This window comes from Pseudomonas sp. GW822-FHT03F04, from assembly GCF_058801405.1.
This window is the reverse complement of the sequence record NZ_JBXANF010000007.1, coordinates 408638-424667: the sequence shown is the minus strand read 5'-3', so window position 1 is coordinate 424667 and position 16030 is coordinate 408638. Positions and strand designations below refer to the sequence as shown.

Sequence of the window (16030 nt, the reverse complement as noted above, 5' to 3'; positions counted from 1 at the left end):
TTACGCTCCTTGTTGATCGTCAGTGTTCACGTCGCGATCAGGTCTGATCGCGCTTTTTGCTGTCCGCAGACGTCCACGACGCCATGCCGGATGAAAGTGTCGCCAGTGCGCGTCTTGCGCCGCAGCGAGCAATTCGTGATCGCCACGGGTATCGCCCCAGGCTTTGAGTCGGTATTCAGTCAGCGGCCCATAGACCGCCTCCAGCCGCAGCACCTTGTTCTCGCAGCGGCAGTTGTTGCCGGATATACGTCCGGTCAACTTGCCGTCGATCACTTCAAGTTCGGTGCCGATCAGCTTGATACCCAAGCGATCCGCGAAGGGTTGCAGCACCAGCGCAGGCGACGCCGAGCACAGGGTCACCTGCGAACCGGCGGCGATCTCGCTGGCAATCGCCATCAAGCCTGTCGGGCGCATCAGCCTGGTCCAGAAAGCTGCGCAGTACTTCGCTGCCTGCTGGCTCACCCACTCCGCGTCCACGCCGCTGAGAAAGCGGCTGATCAACTGCGCCTTGAGTTCGTCGCGGCTCATGCGTCGGGCGAGGAATCGAATGCTCGGCAGCGCGAGTGTCAGCACACGCCGGGCGAACTCACGTTTGCCGAAGGCAAACTTCAAGAACGGTACAAAACTGTCATGGCGGGTCAGTGTGCCGTCGAAGTCAAAGACGCAGAGCACCTTTTTCCCCGGCTGGTCAGGGCCAGTATTTGCCTGAATCATCGAATGGCCTCGGCTAGTCGAATGGGTGCTTCACCGTGGGCGGCATCGGTTTGGCGCACGCCATGCCATTCGGCGCGCTCAAGAATCTTCATCGCCCATTGGTAATGGGTCGCCGGTTCACACATCACATCGTTGTGCTTGAACACGGCCGGGGCCACGTCGCTGACGATCAACTTCGCACTGTTCAGGTCTTCGAGGCTGACTCGCAGCGCATCCTGAATGATGCTGATCTGGCTCGGGTGAATCGCGGTCTTGCCCACCAGACCGTGGGCGATGTCCAGTTCCAGCTCTTCACACAGCAGATTCGGCGTGGCGAGTTGTTCGAACACCGGCGCGGTCAGTGCAAAACCTTGCGACCCCATCACCCCGGCCAACATCGGAATCACGTAACCCATCGGCGTGTTGTACAGCGTGGTCGCCGGGTTACGCCGCAAGCCGAGGCTGCCCATCAGATCATTACCGCCAATACGCAGGGCGATGATCCGGTGATTCAGATTGGCCTTGAGCGCCTGACCCAACTCGAGCATCGCCACCGGACTGAACACCTCGACAGTTTCCAGAGTCGGCATCAGGAACAGCTCAGGACTGGTCACCGCCCGCTCCCAAGCGTCGAGGTTGCGCAGCGTCAGTTTCGGCACAACGAAGCCGTCGACGTGCTTCATCAACGGCCAGTCATTGAGTACCGCCGCCATCGCCGAATCACGCGGACGCACGAACAGCACCGGCCCCTCGGCAGGCCGCCCGCCGCGCTCATCTATTGCCGACAACAGGCAATGCAAGTTGCTCAACGCGGTGCTGACATCGATCTCGGCAACTGCGTCTTCGAGGCATACCACCAGCGAACGCAGTTCCGGCAGCTTGGTGGCGAACACCACATCCAGCAGATCGGCGCGCGTGGCCGGCATGTACAGCGTGGCACCCAAGGCGTAAGGAGAAAGCTTCTTCATCAGCTCACGCTCCGAATGATGGTCACGGCTCGGTACGGGCCGAGTGCGGCGCCGACTTCTTCGACGCAAACGCCAGCGCCTTCGGTGAGGTGCATCAGTAATTGCACGTCACTGTCGTTGCGATCTCGCACCAGCACATGATCCGGCACCCGGCGTAAAACCGCGCGAGTGGCCTCGGCGATGCCCGGTTTGACCCGGTTCAGATTGCTGATATCGAAACGTGCAGCCAGCGACTCCACGACTTGCGTGGCGGCGGCTTGCAGCTTGGCACGCTTGTTGGCCGTCCACGGCACCGCAGCAGGCACCGGGCCCAGGGTTTTGCGCTGCTGCTCGATGTGCTCGATGAACTCGCGCGTCACATCGTGTTCAGTCAGGTGGTCGTAGACCACGCAGCCATGCAGCCCGCCATCAGCCGGCCAGATCGAACGCGATACCAGACCCGAGACGGTCGCGCCAAGGATGCCCGACGGAATCACCCAGTCTTCCGCCGAGGCCGCCAGCCAGGCTCGCCCGCAAGGGTCGGCCAGCACCACCAGACGCGGCTCCTCAGGGAATCGAGCATCGCCTTTGAGGCTGCGCTGAATTTCACCGGAGATCGCACCTTTGCCAGTCCAGCCGTCGACGAACACGATGTTTTGCGCGCCGTGGGCCTGAATGATCGCCTCAAGACCGATGAGGTCTATGCCGCGATCCCGCACGATGCTGATGCCGTAATGATGTGTCTCGCGGCCCATGTCGATCAGCGCCCGACGCAGCAGCACACCCAGCGGCAACCCGGCGCGGACAAACGACACCAGAACAATCGATGGGCCTGTGCAAGCGCCATTCAACGCCAGCGCCAGTGCCTGAACGTCGCTGGCCATGCGCACGCCATTCTGCGCGAGCGCTCTCTCGTACAGCGCTTTGTGCACAGGTGTCGGCGCGCTCTCGAAGCTGATCATCTCCGAGTAGTGCTTCTGCTGCGTCTGAATCAGCCGCTCTTTCTCTACGACGTCGGTCACCTCCATCTGCACCGGCTGGAGCAGGAAGTGCACGTCGTCCTGCAAATAGCTGCCGCTACCAACAGTCTTGAGGTCAGCGATGGACTCAGTCATTGAGCGCATGCCCCACAAACCTCGCCAGCTGGCTGCCGGACGGGGTTGCCCACAGGTGGCAGGCATCCATGAAACCGAGGTCGGTAATGCTGTCGCCGAAGCCCAGCACGGGTCGTTCACCGTTGACTTCACGGTCACGGCGCAACAGTTCCTCAACGGCCACGCGCTTCGACAGACCGGCGGGCAAAAAGGCCAGATTGTTGCTGTTGCCGTGGACGTGCATTCCCTCCAGCAAGCCGCGCGCCTGGACTTCAGCCAGCACGGTTTGCAGGACTTCATCGTTGGATTCGTTGTGCTTGGTCACCACGTAGTGGCGCAGGTTTTCTTCTTCAACTACCCAGCCGCGCAGCGAAATGCCCAGCGCCTTGCCAATGGCCAGGGTCGCGGCGCTCAGATCGGGGAGCCGGTGTTGAAAGTCTGCCAGGACGACAGTCATGTGCGCCCGCCATTGCTCATCGATCCTGCCGTCGGCGCCGAGAATCACCCCGCCGTGCGAGCACACGGCGCCCTTGTCGAAAGGCAGTTTGACTCGACTGAAAGCTTCGACACTACGCGCAGTCACAGGCACGACGTCGGTCGAGGACAACAGCCATTCCACCAGAGTTTTCTGCACCGGGTTCATGTACCCGTTCGGTTGGCCTTCAATGTCAAAGGTCGCAGGATGGCGTGGCGTGCCTTCAGGCATTTTGCGCGCGGTCTGGAACAGCGTGTCATCAAGGTCAACCAAGGCCAGCGGACGATTACTGAGCATCGACAATCACCTCGGCGTTCAGGGCGGCAACCAGTTCGGCAGATACCGCCTGCGTCGGCGTTTCCGAGCAGATCAGCACGCGATCAAACTCCCCCGGGCGCACGTTGTAGAGAAAGTTCGGAATGCCCAGACCGTAATTGTCCGAGAACGACAATGCGTGACCGATGGCATGGCCCAGCGCGATCGGCGAACGGCTGGTCGAGCTGAAGTGCACGTCGGCACCGGCACGCTCCAGACGTTCGGCGAGCAGGAACGGACGCCAGACAAACTCGCTGGTGCCGACCACCAGCACTCGCTCGCCAGCCTTGATTTGCAGATCGGGGGCCAAGGTGTCTTCGACCTTGCGCACACCGAGCCGGCCCCAGTCGTTGTGTGCCGACAACGGCCACTCACCGGCGGCGACGGTGCCGACGGCCGGCATCTCCGGCAGCGGCGCTTCGAGGTCTTGATGGAAATCGTAGGAGCCTTGCAGTAACGAGACTTGATGCGCGGACTCGCCAATGGTGTTGCGCACCGCGTTGCTCGACCAGTCGGTCAGCACGCAGGTCACGACACGTTCGACCTGGGTCAGACCCGAGTCGACCAAGGCGCGGTGCAAATTGATGAAGGTCTTGCCGGTGGAGGCTTCATCGTCTACCAGCACCAGCGAGCGCGCATTCAACATCATTTCGCGCACGTCGGGATCGACCGGCAAGTGGATCAAATGGGCGCTGGCGTGGCTGTGTTCTTCTTCGAAACGAGTGAACAGTTCGGTGCCGGTCGGGTGCCGTGTGCTGACCATGTACACCGTGTCAGGCCGGGTCGCGCTGAACGCGCGATGCACGCCAGCACCGAGGCCAACGGCGGTCTCGGCCATGCCGATCACCAGCACCGGGCCGGGCAGATCCGCAGGGATCTGCGCCGCGAGGCTTGCGAAACTGCTATTCATTGCCGAGGGGCGTACCGGGATATGGCGGCCAAGCACTTTGGACACGAACAGGAACGCACGCTTGGGATTACGGCGCTCGGCAAAGCCGAACAAAGCGTTCGGAGCGATGAGTGAATCATCTACTTTGACATCGAGTCGCCCGCGCATCAGTTGCGCACTGAGCGTTTGTGTAGCTGCGTTACTTTCCATGAGCAAAAATTCCTAAATGGCGCTGGGGATTAACCGCGCGCCGGTACCAAATGTTTCAAATCAAGAGAAGTCAGAAATTTCGCGCTTCGACACGCCACATTGAAGCCTGGGCTTCACGCGCCAGTTCCGCTGTTGTGAAAGATTTGCCGACAGGGATCTTGCTGGCCTCGACGCGACAAGCGTCAAGGAATGAGAGGAGCAATGGCGCCTTGACCGCAAAATTCATGTTTTGCGCATCCGGCAGAGTTGAGGTCACCAGACCGACCACCGCACCCGAGGAGTCAAAAAGAGGGCTGCCACTGGAACCGGGCTGAATCGGGGCAGTGAACTGCAGCAGGCTCGAATCATTGTGCAGGCCAAACAGACCCGACACACCACCCTGCGTCACTTGCACGCCGCCGCCAGCGAACCCCGCAAGCGGGAATCCCAACGCCACAACGTTGTCGCCGAGGTCGCAGCCAAAACCTTCCTTGAACGCCACCGGTTTCAGCGGTGGGCAATCCAGCACTCGCAACAAAACGATGTCGTTGCGCCGATCGACCACAACGGGTTCGACACGGTAACGTCCTTCGAAGGAGGAGATATGAATTTCCTGCATGTCCTCGATGACGTGAGCACAGGTCAGGATGTGATTTCTCGAAACGGCAAAACCGGTGCCGGTCGCACTGCCGCGTCCGGATTCGGAAGGACTTGAGCGTCCCTTGGGATGGGCATCGTTGATATCGAGGCCGATTCGCCGGCCAAAAGCCGCCAGGCCATAAGCTGAACCTTCAGCCAGAGCCCGGAACTTCCATTGCTGATTGCGCGTGTAAAACTCGCCGATGATGATCGCCGATTCGCCGTTATCACGCAGATCGAGACTGTAATCGAGCTGGCCATCAACCTGAAAACGCAGGGTCTTCAGATCACTGACCGGACCAGCAGCAGAGAAGGTATAGACGATGATCAGCACGCGATCGCTGCCTGACGGCAGTTCTGCCAGGTTCATCGCACAGCCGACCTTTTCCTGATCACCTTTCCACTCCATCCAGCCATGGGAGGTCTGGAACAGGGCGGGATCACCTGTCGGGCGGCGTTTCTCGTCAACCGGCAATATAGCGACTGCTGCATAGTCCCCGAAAGCCGAGGACTTACCGCATTCAAGAGTCCATTCACTCTGTGCGCTCGATATTACGGCATTTGCGCCAGGCGCCAGCACCATCATTCCCTGATCTCTCCTTGACTGCTAACGACCAGCTGCTTCACATGCAGCGCGGCAAATTGTAGCAAAAATAGATGTCGCTTTAATATCAGGATGCCACAGCCGCCACGGTCACGCCCTTGACCCGGACGTTCGCCCTCCAGACGGTCGCAGGCTCCGGCAAGCCCAACCGTCGAGCCGCGAAAATGCCCGGCAGATTGGTCCCGGTCGCCCGGGTGTAACCGATGCCGCCCGAGTATCGCGGGTTGATTTCCAGCAAATGCGGCTGGCCATCAGCGTCGTCGCGGGTCTGCACATTGACGATTCCGTCACAACCGAAATGCTCGGCAGCCTTGAGTGCCAACTCGACAGCCGGGCCCTCACGCTCGAAAGTCTGATGCACACCCGCCTTTCGACGACTGACGAACGCAACCGGACGGCCAGCTTCGCAGACCATGTCCACCGAACATTCGCTGCCGGCCATGTACGGCATCATCAGCATCGGTGCCGGAGCTTCGGCTTCACAGTAAGCACGCATATAAGTTTCAAAATTGGCTTCACGCGCATCCGGGTTGGCAAAACAGCGGAACGGATCGGTATCCGCCTTGAATCGCCAGAAACCCTGGCCATAAATACCGACCGCAGGCTTGACGCACACTTCGCCACTGGCGGAGAGGGTTTTGTAAGCAGCGAACATTTCTTCGGCATTCAATGCTGTGATCGCCGGGACACAAGCCAGGCCGACACGCTCTGCTTCGGCGGTGAATCGGCTCTTGTCGTCGACCATGTCGAAGGTCGCCATCGACGTACCGCCAGTCACCAATTCAAGATCCGCCTGTTCAAAGCGCGCCCGTTCGATCTCGAAAACATTACCGACGCGTCCAGCCAGAATCAGTTTGATGTTGTGCGCTACTGCAGTGGCGATGACCCAGTCGATACGCTCTTCATTGCCACTTGGCTCCGTAAAACTGACGTCGGCAAGCGACGTGATTTCAGGGCGATCCTGACGATGAGAGGCGAAGATTTTTACATCCGCCGGAAGTGCCTCGCGCGCGCCGATGATGACGTCACGCTGACTCGATTGCCCTTCTAGAAACCAGATCATTTGATACTCGCTGATTGATGCGCCCGCGCAATAGTAACTGGATGAATATCAACTGATGGCAGATTTGGGTCATCGGGCCGCAAAGTCGGCGCGCGAAGGCCTTGGGAAGTAGATTTGTTTTCGAGTTTTTACATGGGGGGTTGAATCAATTCGGGAGTTCACTCTTGATATTCTGCTGGCGAGCCAAACGGAGCGTCCACCAGCAATACATTTCCGCATGTGAAAATTACCGGGCTTCCCCGCCGGGGCAATGCTCACCTGACCGAAAAACACACAAAAAAGGGGCAGACTCAACGCCTGCCCCTTATGCATTACACCCTCAAAACCGTGAAACGCTGTGCATCGCATCCACCAGATAGCGCATCGCAATCCGGTCACTTTCCGACAGTTCTCGGTAGCGCTCGACCAATTTGCGCTCTTCAGAGTTGAGCCGCTTCCTGCGTCTGCCTCCCAGGCACGGAAAGATTCCCAACATTTCGGTAATGCATTGCACCTTTGCCATGGACGATGTCCTTTTCCATTACTTCAGCATTTTTTTGAAACCGCCTCGCCCTGCTCCTGCAAGCAGCGATTTGAGCCCTGCCGGTCGGATGGGTCGAGACCGGCCATACCCATAGAATAGAAATTAAATCGGCGCTGAAAAGCTGTTTTTAGAGTAATTAGTCGAAATAAGCAGTTATGCCCTGTAAATCAGAAAAGGCTGTGGGATAAGTAACCGTAACGTCTTGTTTCATTGAGAGGCTGTCGCCGTGCTATCAATGAATTTTGCAAAATCAGCGAACGGATTAAGCTAGCGGGCATCTGTTACTAGTCCGTAGCGTTTGGCCGAAGGCTTGTCCGAACCGTAATTTCTGATCCAGTACGTGCCAGGAACGGCGCGGGATTGTCCACGACAGGTTGTATCTATGCACCGCAGGAATTTGCTCAAAGCGTCCATGGCCATTGCGGCTTACACCGGCCTTTCCGCCTCCGGCCTCCTTGCCGCACGCGCCTGGGCCGCCTCTGGCGGTGCCGCCGACGGTGAAGCCCAGGCCTTCGACTTCGAAGCGCTGAAGCGTCAGGCCAAGCAATTGGCCGGCAATGCCTATCAGGACACCAAACAGGTGCTGCCGCCGACGTTGGCGACCATGACCCCGCAGAACTTCAACGCGATCCGCTACGACGGCGAGCATTCGCTGTGGAAGGAGAACAAGGGTCAGCTCGATGTGCAGTTTTTCCACGTCGGCATGGGTTTCCGCCAGCCGGTGCGCATGTACAGCGTCGATCCCAAGACCCGCACGGCCCGCGAGGTGCATTTCCGCCCTCAGCTGTTCAACTATGAAAACACCTCGGTCGACACCCAGCAGCTCAAGGGCGATCTGGGTTTTGCCGGCTTCAAGCTGTTCAAGGCGCCGGAGCTGGATCGGCATGACGTGGTGTCGTTTCTCGGCGCCAGCTACTTCCGCGCGGTGGATGCCACTGGCCAATATGGCCTCTCCGCCCGTGGCCTGGCCATCGACACCTACGCCAAGAAACGCGAAGAATTCCCTGACTTCACCAAATTCTGGTTCGAGACCCCGGATCAGAACGCGACCCGCTTTGTGGTCTACGCCCTGCTCGACTCACCGAGCGCGACCGGTGCCTATCGCTTCGACATCGATTGCCAGGCCGAGCGCGTGGTGATGGAAGTCGATGCCCACGTCAACGCCCGCACCGCCATCGAACAATTGGGCATCGCACCGATGACCAGCATGTTCAGTTGTGGCACCCACGAGCGCCGGATGTGCGACACCATCCATCCGCAAATCCATGACTCGGATCGTCTGGCCATGTGGCGTGGCAACGGCGAGTGGATCTGCCGTCCGTTGAACAACCCGGCGACCCTGCAATTCAACGCCTTCGCCGACACCGATCCGAAAGGTTTCGGCCTGGTACAGACCGACCACGAATTCGCCAACTACCAGGACACCGTCGACTGGTACAGCAAGCGCCCGAGCCTGTGGGTAGAGCCTACAACTGCATGGGGCGAAGGCTCTATCGATCTGCTGGAAATCCCTACGACCGGTGAAACCCTCGACAACATCGTTGCGTTCTGGACGCCGAAAAAACCGGTGGCCGCCGGCGATTCGCTGAACTACGGCTACAAGCTCTACTGGAGCGCCTTGCCTCCAGTCGGCACACCGCTGGCGCGGGTGCATGCGACCCGTTCCGGCATGGGTGGATTCGTCGAAGGCTGGGCACCAGGCGAGCATTACCCGCCGGTCTGGGCCCGTCGTTTTGCCGTGGACTTTACCGGTGGCGGTCTGGATCGCCTGCCGCAGGGCACCGGGATCGAACCGGTGGTCACCTGCTCCAACGGCAAGGTGCAGGACTTCAGCGTGCTGGTGCTGGATGACATCAAGGGTTACAGGATTCTGTTCGACTGGTACCCGACCAACGACAGCATCGACCCGGTGGAACTGCGGCTGTTCATCCGCACCAACGACCGCACGCTGAGCGAGACCTGGTTGTACCAGTACTTCCCGCCGGCGCCGGACAAGCGCAAGTACCCTTGATGGCTTGAGCCGTCAGGCCAACAGGCAGTACAAGTGGATATCGTGGGGTTCCAGATCAAACAGTTCGGGATCCGGTTGTTCCAGCAACCGGCAACCCTGGCGCTGGTAGAACTCCACGGTATTACGCGACTCGGTCGCCGAGACGTACAACGCTTCGGCACCTACCTGTCGGCCATGCTCGCAGGCCAGGGCAAACAATCGCCCGCCCAGCCCCTGCCCACGCCAGGCGCGGCTGATGTGCAGGAACTTCAACTGCCGCATCTTCAGGCCCTGATTGTGAATAACCCGGTTATCCACAACCACTGCCGCCACCAATGTCTCTTCATCAAAAATCCCGTGTAGCCACCCGCCGCTGCGCCAGCACTTCTCCAATACCCGCGCATTCTCCTCCGCTTCGCCTTCGGGCCATCCGCGCATATCGAAATGCGCCGGATACAGAATCAGCCCACCGTTTTCCACGCGATAACATGCTTCGACCCGTTCACTGCGGTCGATCTGCGCCAGCAGCGGCAAGTCGAGTTCGGTCAACGCTCGTTCGATCAACATTGCGGTCCATTCCTTTGCAATTCCAAGCGACAGGCAAGAAAAAACCCGCCGGTTCAATGGCGGGTTTTATAGGCTTTGCGACCGGTCGGAATCAATCCCGCAGATCAGACTCGTGAATCGGCTGATCCCGATGGGTCGCACGTTGATATTGCGCCGGCCACACTGCTTTGCGCCCGCCCAGGTCGTCGTCCGCATGCAACGGCCAGTACGGATCACGCAGCAACTCACGGGCGAGGAAGATGATGTCGGCCTGACAGGTCCGCAGGATGTGCTCGGCTTGCGCAGGCTCGGTAATCATGCCCACGGTGCCGGTAGCGATGCCTGATTCCTTGCGCACCCTTTCCGCGAATCGGGTCTGATAACCCGGTCCCACCGGAATCTCCGCGTTCGCTGCGGTGCCACCCGACGATACGTCGATAAGATCCGCGCCGAGGGTTTTCAGGCGTCGCGCCAGCTCCACGGTTTCATCGGGGTTCCAGCCATCTTCCACCCAATCGGTGGCCGACAGACGAACGAACACCGGCAGTTCTTCCGGCCAGACGGCACGTACCGCCTCGGTTACTTGCAACACCAGACGGATGCGGTTTTCGAATGAACCGCCGTACTGGTCGCGGCGCTGATTGCTCAGCGGAGAGAGAAACTGGTGCAACAGATAACCATGCGCCGCATGCACCTCGACCACGCTGAAACCGGCTGCCAGCGCACGCTTGGCCGCGGCCACGAAATCCTGGATGACCTGGGCGATCTGCCCTTCATCAAGCTGTTTGGGTTGGGTATGTTGCGGGTCAAAGGCAATCGGTGAAGGCCCGACCGGCGTCCAGCCGCCGTCATCCGGTTTGACGCTGCCGTGCTTGCCGATCCACGGCCTATGGGTGCTGGCCTTGCGTCCGGCGTGGGCCAGTTGAATGCCGGCCACTGCCCCCTGCGCGTTGATGAAACGGGTGATGCGTTGCAGCGGTGCGATCTGTTCGTCTTTCCACAGGCCCAGGTCTTCGGCGGTGATCCGCCCGTCGGCCGTGATCGCCGTGGCTTCGGTAAATACCAGGCCCGCGCCCCCCACTGCACGGCTACCGAGATGCACCAAATGCCAGTCGTTGGCCAGGCCATCGACACTTGAGTACTGGCACATTGGCGATACGGCGATGCGGTTGGGCAGGGTCAGTTGGCGAAGGGTAAAGGGTTCAAGCAGCAGACTCATGGGGCACCTCTCAAATCAGTGGGCAGGCTCCAGGGTTCTGTTTGAAAAGTCGACGAGTGACAGGAAAAAGGTGCAGCACCCGCCCCCGCGGGCAAAAAATTCGACAAGACGTCACAAGGCCAATCAAGCAGTGCTTAGAGCCTAGTCGACATCCGGGGATGAGGGAGGGTTCAGAAATGAAACAGCACAATTGAAAACACCTGCGCCCCTTCAGAAAGGGGCGCAAAGCCCTTAGCGCGGTTCGATGTGAGCAATCATCAGTTGCACGGTTTCATTGCCGCGAAACTCGTTGAGATCGAGCTTGTAGGCCAGCTCGACCCATTTGATTGTCGGGTTCGGCCAGATATCGCGGTCAATGCCAAACGCGATGCCATCGAGTTTCACCGAACCGCATTCGCTCTTCAGCACCACTTTCAGGTGCCGCTCGCCGACCACCCGCTGCTCGACCAACTGAAACACGCCATGAAACAGCGGCTCCGGGAAATGCTGGCCCCAAGGCCCGGCATGACGCAGGGCACGAGCCAGTTCCAGATGAAACTCTTCAACAGCCAGGGTGCCGTCCGACAGCAGGCGCCCGGTCAGATCTTCTTCGCGAAGCTGCCTGCGCACTTCGGCGTCGAATGCCTCGGCGAACAACGGAAAATTCTCCTGCGGCAAGGTCAGGCCAGCCGCCATCGCATGACCGCCGTACTTGCTGATCAGGTCTGGATGCTGCGCCGCCACCACGCTCAACGCATCGCGAATATGGAAACCCTGAACCGAACGCCCCGAGCCTTTGAGCAGGCCGTCGCCGGCATCGGCGAAGGCGATGGTCGGGCGGAAATAACGCTCTTTCATCCGCGAGGCGAGGATACCGATGACACCCTGGTGCCATTCCGGGTCGAACAGGCAAAGGCCGAACGGCATCGACTCGACCGGCAAGTCCTTGAGCTGTGCCAGCGCTTCACGCTGCATGCCTTGCTCGATGGATTTGCGATCCTGGTTCATACCGTCCAGTTGTGCGGCCATTTCCCGAGCCAGTTCTGCATTCTGGGTCAGCAGGCACTCAATCCCGAGGCTCATGTCATCCAGACGCCCCGCCGCGTTCAGGCGCGGGCCGACAATGAACCCGAGGTCGGTCGACGTGATGCGCGAGGCTTCACGCTTGGCTACTTCAAGGATCGCCTTGATCCCCGGCCGCGCACGTCCGGCGCGAATTCGTTCCAGGCCCTGGTGCACCAGAATCCGGTTGTTGGCATCCAGCGGCACCACGTCGGCGACGCTGCCCAGCGCCACCAGATCCAGCAGTTCGCCGATGTTCGGTTGTGGCTTGCTCTCGTACCAGCCGAGGCTGCGCAGGCGTGCACGCAAGGCCATCAACACGTAGAAAATCACCCCGACCCCGGCCAGCGCCTTGCTCGGAAACTCGCAACCAGGCTGGTTCGGATTGACCAGCGCATCGGCTTGCGGCAGTTCATCGCCGGGCAAGTGGTGGTCGGTGATCAAGACCTTCAAACCGTGACGCTTCGCGGCCGCCACACCTTCGACGCTGGAAATACCGTTGTCGACGGTGATCAACAGTTGCGGCTCGCGGGTCATCGCGACTTCGACGATTTCCGGGGTCAGGCCGTAGCCGTATTCGAAGCGGTTCGGCACCAGATAATCGACATGTGCCGCGCCCAGCAGGCGCAGGCCAAGCACGCCCACGGTGCTGGCCGTCGCGCCGTCGGCGTCGAAGTCGCCGACGATCAGGATCCGCTGACGCTGCTCCAGCGCCGTCACCAGCAGATCCACCGCCGCATCGATCCCTTTGAGTTGCTGGAACGGAATCAGCCGCGCCAGGCTTTTGTCCAGCTCCGCCTCGGACTGCACGCCCCGCGCCGCGTACAGGCGGGTCAGCAACGGTGGCAGATCACCGAGAAACGGCAGAGTGGCGGGCAACGGGCGAGGATCGATACGCATGGGGTGACAGGAGCTTCTCTTGGGTACGTGGGATTTTTCGGGAGCGCTGCGGACTTAGCCGCGCTCGCCTTGCAGCCAGCTGAGCTGAACTTCGTGCTGACCACGGTCGTCGGTGACGAAGATCGTGCCTTCGCTGATCATCACGTCCCACTTGATGACGCGGGGCATGTCCTTGGCCAGGGTTTCCAGCACTTCCTGCGGGACAGCAGCGATGTTGACGTTCTTCAGGTTCTTGATCGCCGGGATCACCTTGCCTTCCCAGACGCGCAGGCTGCCGTAGGCCAGCAGGCTGGTGCGCTCGGTGCGACGGGAGCACCAGGTCAGGCGATCCGCATCCGGCTGGCCGACTTCAATCCAGTGCAGGACACGGTCATCCAGGCTCTTTTCCCACAGCGCAGGTTCGTCCACGTCCGACAGACCACGACCGAACGACAGGTGCTCGTTGTACCAGAGCGCGTAGGCCAGCAGGCGCACGGTCATGCGTTCTTCGGTTTCCGAAGGGTGGCGGGCGATGGTCTGCTTCACGTTCTCGTAGACGCTGCGGTCGAGATCGGTGAGGTTCAGTTCGAATTTGTAGGTGGTGGACGGCTGGGCCATGAACGGGCTTCTTGATACGAGGAAAGTCGGCAAGTCTAACCGATGCCGTAGGCAATCCACGAATTGATGGCGATCAACCTTGCGCGACTGACAGCCGGCTATGTTAAAACGCTGTATCCGTTCAGCCTTGTCCTACAGGATCTCGCATGCCGTTCGCCAACAAACCGCTCAGCGGTCTGAAAGTCATCGAATTGGGTACATTGATTGCCGGGCCGTTTGCCTCGCGCATTTGCGGCGAGTTCGGTGCTGAAGTGATCAAGATCGAATCGCCGGACGGCGGTGATCCGCTGCGCAAGTGGCGCAAGCTGTATGAAGGTACTTCGTTGTGGTGGTTCGTCCAGGCACGCAACAAAAAGTCCCTGACGCTGAACCTGAAACACCCCGACGGTCTGGCGATCCTGAAAAAACTGCTGGGTGAAGCCGATATCCTGATCGAGAACTTCCGCCCAGGCGTCCTGGAAAAACTCGGCCTGAGCTGGGAAACCCTGCACGCGCTGAACCCGAAACTGGTGATGGTGCGCCTTTCAGGCTTCGGCCAGACAGGGCCGATGAAGGATCAGCCAGGTTTCGGTGCGGTCGGCGAATCCATGGGCGGCCTGCGCTACATCACCGGTTTCGAAGACCGCCCGCCGGTGCGTACCGGAATTTCCATCGGCGATTCGATTGCCGCCCTGTGGGGTGTGATCGGCGCGTTGATGGCCCTGCGTCATCGCGAGGTCAACGGCGGGCTTGGCCAGGTCGTTGATGTGGCGCTCTACGAAGCGATCTTCGCCATGATGGAAAGCATGGTGCCGGAGTTCGATGTGTTCGGGTTCATTCGTGAACGCACCGGTAACATCATGCCGGGCATCACGCCGTCGTCGATCCACACCAGCGCCGACGGCAAACATGTGCAGATCGGCGCCAACGGCGATGCGATCTTCAAGCGTTTCATGCTGATCATCGGCCGTGAAGATCTGGCCAATGACCCGGCGCTGGCCAGCAATGACGGGCGCGACACCCGCCGTGACGAGTTGTACGGGGTGATCGATCGTTGGGTCAATTCGCTGCCGCTGCAAACCGTGCTGGACCTGCTGAACCAGGCCGAAGTCCCGGCCAGCCGGATCTTCAGCGCCGAAGACATGTTCAACGATCCGCAGTACCTGGCCCGGGAAATGTTCCTGCAGGCCAAACTGCCGGACGGCAAACCCTTCAAGATGCCGGGCATCGTGCCGAAACTCTCTGATACACCCGGCACGTCCGAATGGGTCGGACCGCAGCTCGGTGAACACAATGCGCAGGTACTCCACGATCTTGGCTACGACGAGAAGCAGATCGCCCGGCTGCGCGAAGACGGAGCCGTCTGAGCTGAAGCGCCGACCGGCCTCAGCCTCCAACCGCGCCCACCACTGGTGGACGTGGCGGCTGTTCGGCCTGCTTTTTCTGCTGATGCTTCCGGCCTGGGCGCAGGCGAAGCCGACGCTGATCTGGCTGCTGCGCGACCTGCCGCCGCTGACCATTTTCGAAGGCCCGAAAAAGGGCCAGGGCGTCATCGATCAACTGATGCCGATGCTGATTGCCGGCATGCCGCAATACGAACACACCTTGATGCGGGTCAACCGCGCCCGCGGCATCCAGATGCTCCATGAACACCCGTTCGCCTGTGATCCTTCGCTGATCTGGAACAAGGAGCGCGCGCAATGGATCGCGTTCTCCATCCCGGCATTTCGAGCGGTCAGCAATGGCCTGGTGGTGCGTCAGAAAGATCGCGAAGTGCTGGCGCCGTTCATTTCCGACGGTGAAGTCGATCTGTCCGCATTCCTGGCCAACAGCGACAAGAAAGTCGGCGTGGTGGCCGAGCGCAGTTATGGCGAATACATCGACGGCCTGCTCCGACAGGCCCCGGGCGGCGCGCTGACACCGCATTACGGGAATGACGCGTTAAGCAGTCTGCTGTCGATGCAACGGCTCGGGCGATTGCAGGTGGTGCTGGGTTACTGGCCGGAAATCCGTTATCAGGCCCGTCAGGCACAGATCGCTGAAGATGAGCTGGAGTTTTTCCCCATTCGCGGGTCGGGCAAGTACATTTCGGGGCACGTCGGCTGCACCGACACCACTCAGGGCCGGCAGGCGATCAGTGAAATCGATCAACTGTTGCGTACCCTGCCCCACGAACATCTCGACCAGCTCTACGCCGACTGGCTGGACCCTGAAAGGCGTCAGGACTATCTGGAGCAGGCGCGGATCTTCTTCCAGCAGCAGGCCACGCAGTAAATCCCGGACAAAAGAAACCCCGAGAAGTGGGGAGACGACTCGGGGTTAAACGT

15 protein-coding genes are annotated in these 16030 nt (G+C 60.1%); 3 read left to right on the top strand and 12 right to left on the bottom strand.

Annotated features, from left to right (window positions below; all coding sequences use genetic code 11):
* From AC1RMX_RS19200 to AC1RMX_RS19165, 8 genes are all read right to left on the bottom strand, one after another.
* Nucleotides 1-714: an HAD family hydrolase gene (locus AC1RMX_RS19200; protein ID WP_102619546.1), complete on the bottom strand. Its 714-nt coding sequence runs from the start codon at nt 712-714 to the stop codon at nt 1-3.
* Nucleotides 711-1661, bottom strand: a complete 951-nt coding sequence (locus AC1RMX_RS19195; RefSeq protein ID WP_102619545.1) for an HpcH/HpaI aldolase/citrate lyase family protein — start codon at nt 1659-1661, stop codon at nt 711-713. The genes AC1RMX_RS19200 and AC1RMX_RS19195 overlap by 4 nt, the downstream gene beginning before the upstream one ends.
* On the bottom strand, nt 1661-2755 hold the full coding sequence (locus AC1RMX_RS19190; protein WP_096819283.1) for a cysteine protease StiP family protein: 1095 nt from the start codon (nt 2753-2755) through the stop codon (nt 1661-1663). The genes AC1RMX_RS19195 and AC1RMX_RS19190 overlap by 1 nt, the downstream gene beginning before the upstream one ends.
* Nucleotides 2748-3506, bottom strand: coding sequence for an HAD family hydrolase (locus AC1RMX_RS19185; protein ID WP_493072731.1), 759 nt, complete (start codon nt 3504-3506; stop codon nt 2748-2750). The genes AC1RMX_RS19190 and AC1RMX_RS19185 overlap by 8 nt, the downstream gene beginning before the upstream one ends.
* A complete protein-coding gene (locus tag AC1RMX_RS19180; RefSeq protein WP_102619542.1) occupies nt 3496-4623 on the bottom strand; it encodes a phosphoribosyltransferase domain-containing protein in 1128 nt (375 codons plus the stop codon). The genes AC1RMX_RS19185 and AC1RMX_RS19180 overlap by 11 nt, the downstream gene beginning before the upstream one ends.
* Before the next feature lie 70 nt (nt 4624-4693).
* The gene (locus AC1RMX_RS19175) at nt 4694-5827 is read right to left on the bottom strand and encodes a trypsin-like peptidase domain-containing protein (RefSeq protein ID WP_102619541.1); all 1134 of its coding nucleotides are present in this window, start codon (nt 5825-5827) and stop codon (nt 4694-4696) included.
* Between the two features lie 85 nt (nt 5828-5912).
* Entirely contained in the window at nt 5913-6908 is a 996-nt protein-coding gene (locus tag AC1RMX_RS19170; RefSeq protein ID WP_493072730.1) for an ATP-grasp domain-containing protein, read from the bottom strand.
* 319 nt (nt 6909-7227) lie between these two features.
* Nucleotides 7228-7410 (bottom strand): hypothetical protein, encoded by a 183-nt coding sequence (locus tag AC1RMX_RS19165; RefSeq protein ID WP_096819275.1) that lies wholly within the window; start codon nt 7408-7410, stop codon nt 7228-7230.
* Nucleotides 7411-7813: 403 nt separating this feature from the next.
* Here AC1RMX_RS19165 and AC1RMX_RS19160 point away from each other — a divergent pair, with 403 nt between their 5' ends.
* The gene (locus AC1RMX_RS19160; RefSeq protein WP_493072729.1) at nt 7814-9442 is read left to right on the top strand and encodes a glucan biosynthesis protein D; all 1629 of its coding nucleotides are present in this window, start codon (nt 7814-7816) and stop codon (nt 9440-9442) included.
* 12 nt (nt 9443-9454) lie between these two features.
* Here AC1RMX_RS19160 and AC1RMX_RS19155 read toward each other — a convergent pair whose 3' ends face one another.
* From AC1RMX_RS19155 to AC1RMX_RS19140, 4 genes are all read right to left on the bottom strand, one after another.
* Nucleotides 9455-9988 carry a GNAT family N-acetyltransferase gene (locus AC1RMX_RS19155; protein WP_493072728.1) on the bottom strand — a complete coding sequence of 178 codons (534 nt, stop codon included), beginning with the start codon at nt 9986-9988 and terminating at the stop codon, nt 9455-9457.
* A gap of 91 nt (nt 9989-10079) precedes the next feature.
* Entirely contained in the window at nt 10080-11186 is a 1107-nt protein-coding gene (locus AC1RMX_RS19150) for an NADH:flavin oxidoreductase/NADH oxidase (RefSeq protein WP_096819269.1), read from the bottom strand.
* 231 nt (nt 11187-11417) lie between these two features.
* Nucleotides 11418-13127, bottom strand: coding sequence for a single-stranded-DNA-specific exonuclease RecJ (gene recJ / locus AC1RMX_RS19145; RefSeq protein WP_273540214.1), 1710 nt, complete (start codon nt 13125-13127; stop codon nt 11418-11420).
* 54 nt (nt 13128-13181) lie between these two features.
* Nucleotides 13182-13724, bottom strand: a complete 543-nt coding sequence (locus AC1RMX_RS19140; RefSeq protein ID WP_096819266.1) for a YaeQ family protein — start codon at nt 13722-13724, stop codon at nt 13182-13184.
* A gap of 146 nt (nt 13725-13870) precedes the next feature.
* Between AC1RMX_RS19140 and AC1RMX_RS19135 the strand changes: the two genes are divergently transcribed.
* Entirely contained in the window at nt 13871-15070 is a 1200-nt protein-coding gene (locus AC1RMX_RS19135; protein ID WP_493072727.1) for a CaiB/BaiF CoA transferase family protein, read from the top strand.
* Nucleotides 14997-15977, top strand: coding sequence for a TIGR02285 family protein (locus AC1RMX_RS19130; RefSeq protein ID WP_493072726.1), 981 nt, complete (start codon nt 14997-14999; stop codon nt 15975-15977). Before AC1RMX_RS19135 ends, AC1RMX_RS19130 begins: the two co-directional genes overlap by 74 nt.
* The last annotated feature ends 53 nt before the right edge of the window (nt 15978-16030 follow it).